General features: G+C 69.1%; 8 protein-coding genes and 1 pseudogene. 7 read left to right on the top strand and 2 right to left on the bottom strand.

What is annotated here, in order from left to right:
- The first annotated feature begins 100 nt into the window (after window positions 1-100).
- The 4 genes from fadD32 to FK268_RS21640 all read left to right on the top strand — a co-directional run bounded on the left by fadD32 (window position 101) and on the right by FK268_RS21640 (window position 10,147).
- The gene (gene fadD32, locus FK268_RS21655) at window positions 101-2,011 is read left to right on the top strand and encodes a long-chain-fatty-acid--AMP ligase FadD32 (protein ID WP_146437533.1); all 1,911 of its coding nucleotides are present in this window, start codon (window positions 101-103) and stop codon (window positions 2,009-2,011) included.
- An 80-nt stretch (window positions 2,012-2,091) separates the two neighbouring features.
- Window positions 2,092-7,203, top strand: a complete 5,112-nt coding sequence (pks13, locus tag FK268_RS21650) for a polyketide synthase Pks13 (protein WP_146437532.1) — start codon at window positions 2,092-2,094, stop codon at window positions 7,201-7,203.
- Between the two features lie 19 nt (window positions 7,204-7,222).
- Window positions 7,223-8,797 (top strand): acyl-CoA carboxylase subunit beta, encoded by a 1,575-nt coding sequence (locus tag FK268_RS21645; protein ID WP_193560316.1) that lies wholly within the window; start codon window positions 7,223-7,225, stop codon window positions 8,795-8,797.
- Window positions 8,798-10,147, top strand: coding sequence for an FAD-binding oxidoreductase (locus FK268_RS21640; protein ID WP_146437531.1), 1,350 nt, complete (start codon window positions 8,798-8,800; stop codon window positions 10,145-10,147).
- On the opposite strand, the gene FK268_RS21635 is transcribed toward FK268_RS21640, so the two are convergent.
- Complete coding sequence (locus FK268_RS21635; RefSeq protein ID WP_146437530.1) at window positions 10,144-10,641, bottom strand: GAF domain-containing protein; 498 nt, start codon at window positions 10,639-10,641, stop codon at window positions 10,144-10,146. The genes FK268_RS21640 and FK268_RS21635 overlap by 4 nt on opposite strands.
- A 363-nt stretch (window positions 10,642-11,004) precedes the next feature.
- Here FK268_RS21635 and FK268_RS21630 point away from each other — a divergent pair, with 363 nt between their 5' ends.
- From FK268_RS21630 to FK268_RS21620, 3 genes are all read left to right on the top strand, one after another.
- Window positions 11,005-11,982, top strand: coding sequence for an alpha/beta hydrolase (locus tag FK268_RS21630; protein ID WP_146437529.1), 978 nt, complete (start codon window positions 11,005-11,007; stop codon window positions 11,980-11,982).
- 300 nt (window positions 11,983-12,282) lie between these two features.
- On the top strand, window positions 12,283-13,248 hold the full coding sequence (locus tag FK268_RS21625; protein ID WP_146437528.1) for an alpha/beta hydrolase: 966 nt from the start codon (window positions 12,283-12,285) through the stop codon (window positions 13,246-13,248).
- 108 nt (window positions 13,249-13,356) lie between these two features.
- Complete coding sequence (locus FK268_RS21620; protein ID WP_146437527.1) at window positions 13,357-14,295, top strand: HpcH/HpaI aldolase/citrate lyase family protein; 939 nt, start codon at window positions 13,357-13,359, stop codon at window positions 14,293-14,295.
- A gap of 59 nt (window positions 14,296-14,354) precedes the next feature.
- On the opposite strand, the pseudogene FK268_RS21615 reads toward FK268_RS21620, so the two are convergent.
- Window positions 14,355-14,501 (bottom strand): annotated as a pseudogene (locus FK268_RS21615) (YceI family protein); the annotation flags it as partial.
- Window positions 14,502-14,631 lie beyond the last annotated feature (130 nt).

The following is a 14,631-nucleotide window of genomic DNA, read 5'->3' as shown; positions in this document are numbered from 1 at the left end:
GCACTATGAGGTGGCGCACAGGCCCGCAACGGGATGTGGCCGTCACACGATGTACCACTGTCTGCGGGACCCGCCCGGGTCTGGCACCGAGGAGCGATGCATGAACAACGAGTTTGACCAGTTTCTGGACGAAGACGGCAACATCTTCTTCCGCCCCGGAACCACGCTGGTCGACTTCGTCGAGCGCAACGCACGGGAGCGTGCCGACACCCTCGCGTACCGCTTCATCGACTACAGCCGCGAGCGTGACGGCGTCGTCCACGAGCTGACCTGGTCGCAGTTCGGCGCCCGCCTGCGCGCCATCGGCGCCCGCCTGCAGCACATCACCAAGCGTGAGGACCGCGTCGCGATCCTGGCCCCGCAGGGCCTCGACTACGTGACCGCCTTCTTCGGCGCGCTGTACGCCGGCAACATCGCGGTGCCGCTGTTCAGCCCGGACGAGCCCGGCCACACCGACCGCCTGCGCATCGTGCTCGAGGACTGCAAGCCGACGGCGATCCTCACCTCCTCGGGTTCCGCCGAGGCCTGCCGCAACTTCTTCCGCCACCTCCCGGCCAAGGAGCGCCCGCGCATCATCGCCGTGGACGCCATCCCGGACTCGGTCGGCTCCACGCTCAAGCCCTTCCCGATCTACCGCGACACCATCGCGTACCTGCAGTACACCTCGGGTTCCACGCGTAACCCGGCCGGCGTGCAGATCACCTACGAGGCCGTCGGCACGAACGTGATCCAGATGATCCACGCGCTGGACCTCAACGAGAACTCCCGCGGCGTCACCTGGCTGCCGATGTTCCACGACATGGGCCTGCTCACGGTGATCCTGCCCGCGCTCGGCGGCAAGTTCATCACCATCATGAGCCCGTCGGCCTTCGTGCGCCGCCCCGGCCGCTGGATCAACGAGCTCGCCGCCGTCGAGGACGGTGCCGAGACCTTCGCCGCCGCCCCGAACTTCGCCTATGAGCACGCCGCCGCCCGCGGCCTGCCCAAGGAGGGCGAGACCCTCGACCTGTCGAACGTCAAGGGCCTGATCAACGGCTCGGAGCCGGTCACCGTCTCGTCGATGAAGAAGTTCAACGAGGCCTTCGCGCCCTACGGCCTCTCGCCGAAGGCGATCAAGCCCTGCTTCGGCATGGCCGAGGCCACGCTGTTCGTCTCCTCGACCCCCGTCGAGAACGAGGCCCGCGTGGTCTACGTCGACCGCGACCAGCTGGCCGCCGGCACCTTCGTCGTCTCCGAGGAGGGGGCCGAGGGCGCGGTCCCGCAGGTCTCCTGTGGCGACATCGCGCTGAGCCAGTGGGCCTGCATCGTCGACCCGGAGACCGGCAAGGAGGTCCCGGACGATTCCGTCGGCGAGATCTGGCTGCACGGTATGAACATCGGCTCGGGCTACTGGCAGCGCGACGAGGAGTCCCGCGAGACCTTCCAGAACTACCTGACCCCCCTCTCCGAGGGCAGCCACTCCGAGGGCGTGAAGAACCTCGAGAAGGCCAAGTGGATGCGCACCGGCGACTTCGGCGTCTACCACGGCGGCGAGCTGTACATCACGGGCCGCGTCAAGGACCTCGTGATCGTCGACGGCCGCAACCACTACCCGCAGGACCTGGAGTTCACGGCGCAGGAGTCGAACACCAAGTACATCCGCACCGGCTACGTGGCGGCGTTCTCGGTGCCGGCCAATGAGCTCCCGGCGGCGGTCTTCGAGAACGCCCACTCGGGCCTGACCTTCGACCCGAACGATCAGAGCGAGCAGCTGGTCATCGTCGCCGAGCTCGCCGCCGGCGGCGCCAAGCAGGACCAGCAGGCGCTGGCCGACGGGATCCGGTCCGCGATCGGCGCGGCGCACGGCGTGCTCGCGCGCGACGTGCTGCTCGTCCCCGGCGGCTCGCTGCCGCGCACCAGCTCGGGCAAGATCGCCCGCCGCGCGGGCCGCGCCGCCTACATCGACGGCACGCTCCGTGGCGGTTGCACCCAGACGGCGTTCCCCGACGCCGACGCGAACAACGTCCAGTAGCGCCCACCGGCGCCGGACACCACAACTTCATCACACGCGACTGCGCAACCCACGGTCTCGACGCGAAGGGTAGAAACACCATGGCTGAGAACGAGTACACCCCCCATGAAGGCCCGACCGGCAAGGCCCGCGAGGATCTGAGCCTCGAGGAGCTGCGCGCCTGGATGCGGCAGTGGATCGCCGACGCCACCAAGCAGCCGCTGGAGAACATCACCGACGACAAGTCGCTCGACGAGTTCGGCCTGGGCTCGCGCGACGCGGTCTCGATGGCCAGCGATATCGAGGACTTCACCGGTGTTCAGCTGACGGCCACCGTCGCCTTCCAGCACCCGACGATCGCCCTGCTCAGCCAGCGCATCATCGACGGTGACCCGGTGGTCTCCGACGACGACCTCGCGGCCGAGGCGGCCCAGTACGACCGCGGCGAGGAGTTCGAGGCGAACCGCGGCACGCACGACGTGGCCGTTGTCGGTCTCGCGACCCGCTTCCCCAAGGCCGGCGAGACCCCCGAGTCGACGTGGGAGTTCCTCATCGGGAACGGCGACGCCACCACGGATCTCCCCGAGGACCGCTGGCTCGAGTTCAAGCAGGACCCGCGCCTGAAGGCCGTCCTCGACGAGGCCAACACCTTCGGCGGCTACCTCGACGACGTGGCCTCCTTCGACGCCGAGTTCTTCCAGATGACCCCGCGCGAGGTCGAGATGGTCGACCCGCAGCAGCGGCTCGCGCTCGAGCTCACCTGGGAGGCGCTGGAGCAGGCCAACATCCCCGCCAGCTCGGTGAAGGGCACTCGCACGGGCGTGTGGATGGGCAGCTCCGCCAACGACTACCAGATGCTGGCCGTCGCCGACCCGACGAAGGCGAATCCGTACGCGCTCACCGGCACCTCGACGTCGATCGTCGCGAACCGGGTCTCCTACTTCTACGACTTCCACGGCCCGTCGGTCACCGTGGACACCGCGTGCTCGTCGTCGCTCGTCGCGATCCACCAGGCCATCCGCAGCCTGCGGGACGGCGAGACCGACATGGCCGTGGCCGGCGGCGTCAACATGCTCATCGTCCCCGCGGCGACGCTCGGCTTCGACAGCATCGGCGCGCAGGCGCCCGACGGCAAGATCAAGGCCTTCAGCTCCGACGCGAACGGCATGATCCGCGCCGAGGGCGGCGGCGTCGTGCTGCTCAAGCGCCTCGCCGACGCCGAGCGCGACGGCGACGAGATCCTCGGCGTGATCGCGGGTTCCGCGATCACCTCCGACGGCAAGTCCAACGGCATCTTCGCGCCGAACCCGGAGGCGCAGGTGATGAACCTGCGCGACGCCTACATCGACGCCGGCATCGACCCGCGCACCGTCGACTACCTCGAGGCGCACGGCACCGGCACGATCCTGGGCGATCCGCTCGAGGCCGACGCCATCGGGCGCGTCCTCGGGCGCGGCCGCGACGCCGAGAAGCCGCTGCTGCTGGGCTCGGCCAAGACCAACTTCGGGCACCTCGAGGCCGCCGCGGGCATCGCCGGTGTCGCGAAGGTGTTGCTGGGCATGCGCAACGGCCAGATCCCCGCCTCCCTGAACTTCGCGGGCCCCAACCCGTACATCCAGTTCGAGGCGAACCGCCTGCTCATGGCGGCGCGGAACACCGAGTGGCCCAAGTACTCCGGCGCGAAGCTCGCCGGCGTCACGGGCAACGGCTTCGGCGGCACCAACGCCCACGTGGTGATCAAGGAGTACATCGCTCCCGAGATCGTGGAAGGCGCTGCGGGCGAGGCCGATTCCTCCCAGGGGAACGCGGCGCCCGCGTTCTACCCCGCCACCGTCGACGGTGCCGCGGTCCCGCTCGTGCTCACCGCCTACGTCCCGTCGCGCCGGCGGGCCGCCGCCGCCGAGCTGGTCGAGTGGCTCGAGTCCGACGAGGCGAAGCAGTACACGATCGCCGAGATCGGCCGCACGCTCGCCAGCCGCAATCACGGCCGCGTCCGGTCGGTGGTCCTGGCCAAGGATCTCGACGAGGCGATCAAGGGCTTCCGCGCCATCGCCGACGGCAAGAACGCCCCGAACGTCATCTCCGCCAACCAGCCCGACGCGGCGGGCCCGGCGTTCATCTTCTCGGGCTTCGGCAGCCATCACCGCAAGATGGCCAAGCAGCTCTACACCGAGAACCCCGTCTTCAAGCACTACTTCGACGAGGTCAACGAGCTCATCATCGACGAGTCGGGCAACGACTACGCCGACATGATCACCGATGACGAGCAGACCTTCCACATCGAGACCGGCCAGGTGGGCATCTTCGCCATCCAGGTCGCGCTCGTCGGCCTGTTCCGCCATTACGGCATCGAACCCGGTGTGGTGCTGCCGCATTCGATGGGCGAGGCCACCTCGGCCTGGGTCACCGGCGGTCTCTCGCTCGAGGATGCGGTGCGCGTCATCTGTCAGCGTTCGCGCCTCATGGGCGAGGGCGAGGAGATGCTGCCCGAGGAGATGGAGCGCTTCATGGCGCTCGTCGAGTACAGCGCCGAGGACATCGAGACCGTGCTCGGCGACTACGAGGGCCTGGAGATCTGCGTCTACGCGGCTCCCGCGCACACCGTGCTCGGCGGCCCCGGCAAGGTCATCGACAAGATCGTCGCCGAGACCGAGGCCAAGGGGCTCATGGCGCGGAAGCTGGTGACCCGCGGCGCTTCCCACACCTCGCAGATGGATCCGCTGCTCGGCGAGCTGCAGGCCGAGCTCATGGGCATCGAGCCGCACGCGCTGCAGTACCCGATGTACTCCACCGTGAACAAGGACGAGTTCTACAAGGCCGGCCACGCGCCGGTGCACGACGTGGACTACTGGATCAAGGGCCTGCGCCACAGCGTCTGGTTCACCCAGGCCGTGGAGAAGGCCGTCGAGGCCGGTTACCGCACCTTCATCGAGTTCTCCCCGAACCCCATCACGCTGATCTCCGTCGCCGCCGTCACCTTCGGCTCGGGCATCCAGGACGCCGCGCTGGTGCAGACGCTCAAGCGCAAGGAGGACGAGCCCGGCACGATCATGACCGCGCTCGCCACCGTCTTCGCGCGCGGTCACCACGTGGACGTCGCGGCGCTCTTCGGCCCCGGCCGGTACGCGCCGGTGCCGCGGACGAGGTTCCAGCGCAAGCACATCTGGATCCAGACCAAGCTGCCCGACGGTGGTTCGGGCGTCGTGCCCGGCAGCCACGTCGCGCTGCCCGACGGCCGGCACGTCTGGCAGCTGGACGCCGCCGCGCTGACTCTGGGCGATCAGACCACGGTCTCGCTGGTCGATCTCGCCAAGCACGCAGCGGTCCAGGTCCTCGACGGTGCCGCGGTCACCGCCGCCGTCGAGCACGGCGAGCCGAAGGACGGGCTCACGCTCACCACGACGCTGACCCCGCATCCCGGTGGTGCGTCGATCCAGGTGCACGAGAACACCGGTAAGGGCTTCCGGCTGCTGCTGGACGCGGTCGTGGTCGGCGGCGAGGCCTCCGGCACCGCAGCCGCGCCGCTCATCACCAAGGCCGCTCCTGCGGTGGAGGAGATGGACGAGCTGGACGAATCGGAGCCGGAAATCACCGTCTCCGAGGAGACCGAGGCACCGGCCCCCGAGGGCAGCGTCGAGCGCTGGTCGCCCGAATCGGGTGAGACGGTGGAGCACCGTCTGGGCCTGATCATCGCGGAGACCATGGGCTTCGAGATCGAGGACCTGCCCAAGGAGATCCCGCTGATCGACCTCGGCATGGACTCGCTGCTCGCCATGCGCATCAAGAACCGGGCCGAGTACGAGTTCGACATCCCGCCGATCCAGATCCAGGCGGTGCGCGACGCGTCCTTCAACGACGTGGTGCAGTTCGTGGAGTACGCGGTCGAGCACCGTGACCAGGTGGACGCGCTGGCCGAGCACCAGTCCGGCACCGGCGAACTCGCCGACGCCGGCCAGCTGGCCGAGATGATGAAGGCCGCCAAGGCGGAGGCAGCGGCGAAGGCCGAGGCCGCCACCCCGCCCGCGGAGAGCCCGGCCGAGCCGGCTGCCGCGCCCGCCGAGGCACCGTCGGAGGAGAAGGTCGACACCCCGGACCTGCTCGACGGCGCGGCCATCGCCGAGGCCGTGGGCGACGGCGTGCCCCCGCGCGACGCCGCGGAGCGCCTGACCTTCGCGACCTACGCGATCGTCGTCGGGAAGTCGCCGGGCGGCGTCTTCAACGAGCTCGACGTGCTGCCCGAGGACGTGGCAGAGAAGCTGACGGCGCGCCTGTCCGAGCGGGCCGGCGGTGAGATCGACATCGAGGACGTCATCGACTCGAAGAACATCGAGGAGATGGCCACCTACGTGGGCGCCGTCATGAATGAGGCCACGCCGGTGGACGGCTTCGTCCGTACGCTGCGCAAGCCGGAGAACACGGATCGCAAGCCGCTGTTCCTGTTCCACCCCGCGGGCGGCAACACCACCGCCTACGAGGCGCTGCTGCGCAAGCTCCCGGAGGATTTGCCGATCTACGGTTTCGAGCGCATCGAGGGCGAGATCGAGGAGCGGGTGGCCGCGTACCTGCCCAAGCTCAAGGAGATCCAGCCGGAGGGGCCGTACCGGCTCGCGGGCTGGAGCCTCGGCGGCGCCTTCGCGTACGGCCTGGCGCGCGCGCTCGAGGACGAGGGGCAGGAGGTCGAGTACATCGGCCTGCTCGACGTGGTGGCGCCGACGGTGCCGCTCACCGACGAGCCCGCCGAGAAGCGGGCCCGCCTGGAGCGCTGGGAGAAGTTCGCCCGCAAGAACTACGACATCGGCGACGAGATCGAGCTGCCGATGGACCGGCTCGCGGCGGCGGACGACGACGGCCAGTTCAGGATCATCATGGAGCTGGTGCAGCTCTCCGACAAGAAGATCCCGACGTCGATGATCGAGCACCAGCGCACGTCCTTCGTGGACAACCGCATGCTGATCAAGGTCAACCCCGCCGACTACGGCCGGTTCGGGGGCACGGTCACGCTCTACCGCGCGGACCGCATGCACGACGGGGCGATCGAGCTGGAGCCGAACTTCGCCGACATCGCGCCGGACGGCGGGTGGGCGCCGGTGGTCGAGGACCTGCGGATCGTCAAGATCGGCGGCGATCACCTGCAGCTCATCGACGAGCCGTACATCGGCAGGATCGCGGTGCACATGACGGACGAGCTCAACCGGGCCGACGGCGGTCGGTGAGCTCCGGGCAGGGGATAGGGTGGCAGACGTGACGGACGTATCGGACCAGGTGGATCTCAGCACCACCGCCGGCAAGCTCGACGACCTGTACCGCCGCCTCGAGGCGGCGAAGGACCCCGGCAGCGAGCGGGCCAAGGCCCGCCGCGACGCGAAGGGCCTGCCCAGTGCGCGTGCCCGCATGCGCATGCTGTTCGACGAGGGCACCTTCGTGGAGCTCGATCAGCTCGCTAAGTCGCCGGGCGACGACAAGATCAAGGACGGCGTGGTCATCGGCTACGGCCTCGTCAACGGCCGGAAGGTCGCGGCCTTCAGCCACGACCAGACGGTGGGTGCGGGCACCGTCGGCGAGATGTTCGGCCGCAAGATGGTCAAGCTCTACGACTTCGCGGCCGCCGCCGGCCTGCCCGTGGTCGGCATCAACGACTCGGGCGGCGCCCGGATCCAGGACGCCGCCACGTCGATCGCCTGGTACGCCGAGCTCGGCCGGCACCAGGACGGCCTGTGCGGCCAGGTCCCGCAGATCTCGATGATCCTCGGCACCTGTGTCGGTGGCGCCGTCTACGCGCCGGCCAACACCGACGTGCTCGTCGGCGTGCAGGACAACACCTACATGTTCGTCACCGGCCCCGAGGTGATCCGTCCGACCACGGGCGAGACCACCTCCGCGGAGGATCTCGGCGGCGCGATCAAGCAGGCCCAGTGGGGCAACCTGCACCACATCGCGGTCGACGAGCAGGCAGCCTTCGACTGGGTCAAGCGCTACCTGTCCTTCATGCCGGACTCGGTGCACCAGCGTCCGCCGCTGATCAACCCGGGCCTGGAGCCCGAGATCACCGAGTCGGACCTCTCGCTCGAGTCGATCATCCCGGACTCCGACACCGCCGGGTACGACATCCACGACGTGATCCTGCGCGTCTTCGACGACGGTGACTTCCTCGAGTACGCGGAGCTGTGGGCGCCGAACATCGTGACCGGCTTCGCCCGCGTCGACGGCCAGCCCGTGGGCGTCGTCGCCAACCAGCCGATGCACATGGCCGGCACGCTCGACACGCAGGCCTCGGAGAAGGCCGCGCGGTTCGTGCGCCTGTGCAACTCCTTCAACATCCCGCTCGTCTTCCTCGTCGACGTGCCCGGCATCCTCCCCGGTGTGGAGGAGGAGAAGATCGGCACCATCCGCCGGTCGGGCAAGTTCATCTTCAGCTACGTCGAGGCGGCCGTTCCGAAGGTCACCATCATCCTGCGCAAGTCCTACGGCGGCGCGTGGGCGGTGATGGGCTCCAAGCAGCTGGGTGCCGACTTCGTCTTCGCCTGGCCGACGGCGCGCCTGGCCGTGATGGGTGCCGAGGGCGCCGCCGCGATCATCAAGCGGCGCGAGATCGAGGAGGCCGGCGAGAACGGCCCCGCGATCCGGCAGGCCTTCATCGACTTCTACAACCAGTTCATGGCGACGCCGTGGCTGGCGGCGGAGCGCGGCTACATCGACGGCGTGATCGAGCCCAAGGAGACGCGCCTGCTGATCCGCAAGTCGATCGCGCAGTTGCGTGACAAGGAACTGCAGCGCGTGCCGCGCCGCACCTACCTCATGCCCATGTAAATGGTGTCGCTGCAGAGCTTTCCGGAGATCACCGGCTCGGTGCTGACCGATCCGGACGTGATGGCGGCGTACGCCGTCGACCACTGCTCCCCGGTGCACGGCGCGGTCCCGCTCGCGGTGGTGCTCGCGGAGACCACCGAGGACGTGGCCGCCGCTGCGGGCTGGTGCTACGCCAACGACGTGGTGATCGTGCCGCGCGGCGCGGGCAGCGGCCTGGCGGGCGGCGCCAGCGCCATTGAGGGCTGCGTGATCATCTCGCTCGCGAAGATGAACGCGGTCAAGGAGATCAACGTCGCGGACCAGTACGCGATCGCCGAGGCGGGCGTGATCAACGCCGACCTCGATCGCGCGGTCCGCGAGCACGGGCTCATGTACCCGCCGGATCCGTCGTCCTTCGAGATCTGCTCCATCGGCGGCAATGTCGCGACCAACGCCGGCGGCCTGCGCTGCGTCATGTACGGCGTCACCCGCGAGTACGTCCTCGGGCTCACCGTCGTACTGCCCGACGGGCGGATCATCACGACCGGCCGTCGCACCGTCAAGGGCGTCACCGGTTACGACCTGACCCAGCTGCTGTGCGGCAGCGAGGGCACCCTGGGCATCGTCACCGAGGTCACCGTCAAACTCCGTCCCGCGCCGGTGATCCCACCGACCACGGTCGCGGCGTCGTTCCCGGACGTGGTGAGCGCGGCGGCCGCCGTCGCCGCGGTCGTGGGGACCGGTGTCGTGCCCGCGCTGATGGAGCTCATGGACCGCCGCACGCTGGAGTGTGTCGAGGACCTGCGGCCCTTCGGTCTCGAGGACGAGACCCGCGCCATGCTCATCGGGCAGGGGAGCACGCCCGAGGACGCCGCCGTGCTGGCCCGCGAGTTCGAGGCCGCCGGCGCGCACTACACGGTGGTCTCCGACGATCCGGTCGAGGCCGCGGAGCTGCTGGCCGTTCGTCGCGCGGCCTTCCACGCCTACGAGCATGCGGGCAACATCTTCTCGGAGGACGTGGGCGTTCCCCGCTCGCAGCTGCCGGAGATGTTCGCCCGGATCGAGGCGATCTCCGCGAAGTACGACGTCGACATCCCCACCTGCGCGCACGCCGGCGACGGCAACCTGCACCCCACGCTGATCTACCCGCGCGGCGAGCGCGAGGTGCCCCAGGCCATCTGGGACGCCGCCGACGAGGTCTTCCAGGCCGCCCTCGAGCTGGGCGGCACCCTCACGGGCGAGCACGGCGTCGGCGTCCTCAAGGCGCGCTGGGTGGGCGAGGAGCTCTCCGACGACGTCCTCGAGCTGCACCGCGGCATCAAGGCCGTCTGGGACCCGAAGAACCTCCTCAACCCCGGCCGCGGCTTCTAGCGGACGCCGGGACCCAGCGACTCGACGAAGACGGCGGCGACGGCCTCGAGGCCGCGCTGGTCGTCGTCGGTGAACCGCGCGAGGCGCTCGCTGTCGAGGTCGAAGACGCCGATCAGCTCGCCGTCGCGCACGAGGGGTACGACGAGCTCGGAGTTGGTGGCGCCGTCGCAGGCGATGTGATCGGCCACGGCGTGCGCGTCGTCCACCCGCTGCGTCGCGCGCGTACGCGCCGCCGCGCCGCAGACGCCCCGGTCCAGGGGGATGCGGATGCACGCCGGCAGGCCCTGGAACGGGCCGACGACGAGTTCGGCACCGTCGAAGAAGTAGAAGCCCACCCAGTTGAGGTCCGGCACCGTCGCCTTCACGAGGGCCGAGAGGTTCGCGGCGTTGGCGACGCGATCGGTTTCACCGTCGACGAGGGCCCGGGCGTAGGCGGCGAGCTCGGCGTAGCGCTCGGCGGGGACGTCGGAGAGTTCGGGGAGCGAGAACGACACGCCCCGACGGTACCGGGCTTCGACGGTGCGCCGACACCCTCCGGGGAGGCCTGATTCTGGGCGTAGGCTGAGAGCCGTGACCACGTCGGAATCGGCATGATCCGGACCGAAAAACAGCTCGTGTACAGCGCTGAGCTGGAGGATCGAACAGGCTTCACTCGGCGGTGTAACGCCCCCGCGCGCCACTCCGACTAAGAGTTTGTCAGGAACTGAGATCTCGCATACAGTGCCTGGCGAGCACTGATCCGCTCGCGTTGCTCTGCCACGGGGTCTTCCTGTGGTACCGACGGGGCCGGTACGCCGGACCCGCGCAAGCGGTGCACGCGCCCACCGGGCGAAAGTTTACGAGGAAGAGAGTCTCGAATGCGTATGCGCAACGGCTGGGCCAAGAAGGCCACCGCCGCCGCGGTCACCGTGGCTGCCATTCCGGCACTGACGATCGCCGGCACGGGCGCCGCGAATGCGTGGGGTCCCGGTAGCGCCAAGAACCCGCCGAAGGGCTTCAAGCAGGCCTTCGTCAACGGCGCCGGTATGCCGAACGTGAAGGTCCGCAGCTGGGCGTCCACCACCACCGACCCCAAGAAGGCCCCCACCGTCGTCCTGCTCGACGGTCTGCGCGCCACCTGGGACGTCTCGGGCTGGGAGCGCGACTCCAACGTGGCCTTCCTGTCGCAGAAGGGCATCAACGTCGTGACGCCCGTCGGCGGCACCTCGAGCTGGTACACCGACTGGCAGGCGCCGTCGTCGACGAACCGCCAGCCCTACCGCTACACCTGGGCCTCGTTCCTCAAGAACAGCCTGCCGCAGTACATCCGCAGCCTCGGCTTCAGCGACAACGTCTCGCTGGTCGGCCTGTCGATGTCCGGTAGCGCCGCGATCATCAACACCGTCGAGTCGAACGGCTACTACAAGCGCGCCGCGTCGCTCTCCGGCCTCAACAACATCTCGGCCCCCGGCATCCCGATCGCCGTCGGCATCGCGTCGCTGGACTCCAGCGGCTACAACGCCGGTCTCGACATGTGGGGCGGCCCGTTCGACTCGCGGTGGGCCAAGAACGACCCCACCGTGCAGGTGAACCGCCTGAAGAACATCCCGCTGTGGATCTCGGCCGGTAACGGCGTCTTCGGCAAGTACACCCCGAACCCGGGCCCGGCCGACGTCATCCAGGGCGTGCCGCTCGAGTGGCTCGCGCTGTCGCAGTCGCGCTCGTTCCAGGGTGCGGCGCAGCGTGCCGGCCTGACCAACGTGCACTACGACTTCCCGCCGGCCGGCACCCACACCTGGGGCTACTGGCAGGACCAGGTGTGGCAGATGCAGCGCACCGGTTGGTTCTCGAAGTAATCCTTCGGGGCATCACGAACAGATCACATGACAGGCGGCCTCGTTCGGACGGACGGGGCCGCTTGTCGTATTGTGAGGTGGATGACTTTCCTGAGGAAACCGGGAGCGTCTGTAACGCCTTACCCTGTGATTTCGATGAGATCCAGGGAGAGCGTCACTCATGTGATTGATGTGAATCATGTGACATGTGTGACGAACGATGTTAGAGTGACGGCTGTGACAAGGCTGGTCGAGATCGACCACCCGTCCGGTCCACCAGCTACTGCGCGGAGACTCCGCGTGAATAAGGAGAGGTCAGCAATGCGAGCAGCCTGGGGTAAGCGAGCGGGAGCGGCGGTTCTCACCGCGGCCATGGTGCCCGCCCTCGCCGGTATGGGTGCCGGTGTCGCCGGTGCCTGGGGTCCGGGGTCGGCGAAGAACCCGCCCAAGGGCTTCAAGTCCGAGAAGGTCGACGGAGCCGGCATGCCGGCCGTCACGGTCCGTTCGTGGGCCTCGACCACGACCGATCCGGCGAAGGCCCCGACCGTCGTGCTTCTCGACGGTCTGCGCGCCACGCAGGACGTCTCCGGCTGGGAGCGCGACTCGAACGTCGCCTTCCTGTCCGAGAAGGGCGTCAACGTCGTCATGCCCGTCGGCGGTACGGCCAGCTTCTACACGAACTGGGCCAACTCCTCCAAGCAGGGCAACGGCACCTACAAGCCCACCTGGGGCAACTTCCTCGCGACCAGCCTGCCGAACTACATCAAGTCGCGCGGCTTCTCGAGCAACCTGTCGCTCGTCGGCATCTCGATGGGTGGCGGCGCCGCCCTCATCAACGCCGCGAACAACCCGGGCGTGTACAAGCGCGCCGCTGCGCTGTCGGGCTTCCTGAACACCTCGGCCCCCGGCATGCCGGTCGCCGTGGGTGTCGCGATGCTGGACGCGGGCGGCTACAACGTCCTCGACATGTGGGGCGGCCCGTTCGACGCCAACTGGGCGAAGAACGACCCGACCGTGCAGGCCGGCCGCATGAAGGGCCTGAAGCTGTGGATCACCGCGTCGACCGGTGAGCCCGGCAAGTACACCCCGAACCCGTCGCCCGCCGACATCGTTCAGGGCGTGCCGCTGGAGATCCTGGCCAAGTCGCAGTCGGAGGCCTTCAAGGCCGCCGCCGACAAGGCCGGCGTGAGCGCTCACTACGACTTCTCGTCGGTGGGCACGCACACCTGGGGCTACTGGAGCGATCAGGTGTGGCAGATGCAGCGCACCGGCTGGTTCAACAGCTGATACGCGCTTCGTGATCGCAAGGAAGGCCCCGGGCACATGCCCGGGGCCTTCCGGCGTATCGGTACCCTTTCACCGAACCCACACGAGAGAGTCGAGGTTGCAGCCCTCATGACCCCGCCGGCCCCGCTCACCCCCTCCGCCGACGCCGACGAACCCGTCGGCTTCCGCATCGACCCCGTGCTCGCGCGCAGCTGGCTGCTCGTCAACGCCGCGCAGCCCGAGCGTTTCGATGCGGCGGCCCGCTCGCGCGCGGACATCGTGGTGCTGGACATCGAGGACGCCGTCGCGCCCAAGGACAAGACGGCCGCGCGCGACAACGTCGTGGACTGGCTGAACCGCGAGGTCGACGGGAAGCCGAACGACGGCTGGGTCCGCGTCAACGGCTTCGGCACCCAGTGGTGGGCCGACGACCTCGAGGCGCTGCGCGGGGCGAAGCACCTCGGCGGCGTGATGCTCGCGATGGTCGAGTCGATGGACCACGTGACCGAGACCGCCAAGCGGCTGCCGGACACGCTCATCGTGGCGCTGGTCGAGACCGCGCGCGGGCTGGAGCGGATCAGCGAGATCGCGTCCGCCAAGGGGACCTTCCGCCTCGCCTTCGGCATCGGCGACTTCCGCCGCGACACCGGCTTCGGCGGTGACCCGACGACGCTGGCCTACGCCCGCTCGCGGTTCACCATCGCCGCCAAGGCCGCGCATCTGCCCGGCGCGATCGACGGGCCGACCGTCGGCTCCAAGGGCCTGTTGCTGACGGAGGCGACCGCGGTCTCCGCCGAGTTCGGCATGACCGGCAAGATCTGCCTCACTCCCGACCAGTGCCACCCGGTCAACGAGGGGCTGAGCCCGTCGCCGGAGGACATCCGCTGGTCGCGCGAGTTCTTCGCGGACTTCGATCGCGACGGCGGCGAGATCCGCAACGGCTCCGATCTGCCGCGCATCGCACGCGCCACGAAGATCCTCGACCTGGCGCGCGCCTACGGCATCGTCGTGGCCGACGGGCTGGAGGGCGAGCACGCTCCGGCACCGTCGGACACCTTCCACTACTGACCCGACGACGAAGCCCCCTACCGCGCTCCTGGGCGGTAGGGGGCTTCGTCGCGCTGGGATCAGGCCTGGCGCAGGGCCTCGATGTCGAGCGTGAGGGTGATCTTGTCGCCGATCACCTTGCCGCCGGTCTCGAGCGGCATGTCGATGGTGATGCCGAAGTCCTGGCGGGTGATGACGGTGCTGGCCTCGAACGCGGCGACCTCGCCCTGGTGGCTATGTCAAGTTGATCTGGCCCCGGTAGGGCGGTTTCATTCGGCCCCACCTGAGTGGGGCCCTGAGCCGCTAGAGTCCGGGGTGTGGATGGGCGGCCGCGGGTGCGCAGTGTGGTTGCGCCGA

The sequence above is a fragment of the Tsukamurella sputi genome (assembly GCF_007858445.1).
In the GTDB taxonomy this organism is placed as follows: domain Bacteria; phylum Actinomycetota; class Actinomycetes; order Mycobacteriales; family Mycobacteriaceae; genus Tsukamurella; species Tsukamurella sputi.
This window is presented reverse-complemented; position numbering and strand designations above follow the sequence as displayed.

What these genes read in the sequence shown, in the direction of transcription:
- fadD32 (WP_146437533.1), top strand. Translation starts at nt 101, where the DNA reads ATGAACAACGAGTTTGACCAGTTTCTGGACGAAGACGGCAACATCTTC.
- pks13 (WP_146437532.1), top strand. Translation starts at nt 2,092, where the DNA reads ATGGCTGAGAACGAGTACACCCCCCATGAAGGCCCGACCGGCAAGGCC.
- FK268_RS21640 (WP_146437531.1), top strand. Translation starts at nt 8,798, where the DNA reads ATGGTGTCGCTGCAGAGCTTTCCGGAGATCACCGGCTCGGTGCTGACC.
- FK268_RS21630 (WP_146437529.1), top strand. Translation starts at nt 11,005, where the DNA reads ATGCGTATGCGCAACGGCTGGGCCAAGAAGGCCACCGCCGCCGCGGTC.
- FK268_RS21625 (WP_146437528.1), top strand. Translation starts at nt 12,283, where the DNA reads ATGCGAGCAGCCTGGGGTAAGCGAGCGGGAGCGGCGGTTCTCACCGCG.
- FK268_RS21620 (WP_146437527.1), top strand. Translation starts at nt 13,357, where the DNA reads ATGACCCCGCCGGCCCCGCTCACCCCCTCCGCCGACGCCGACGAACCC.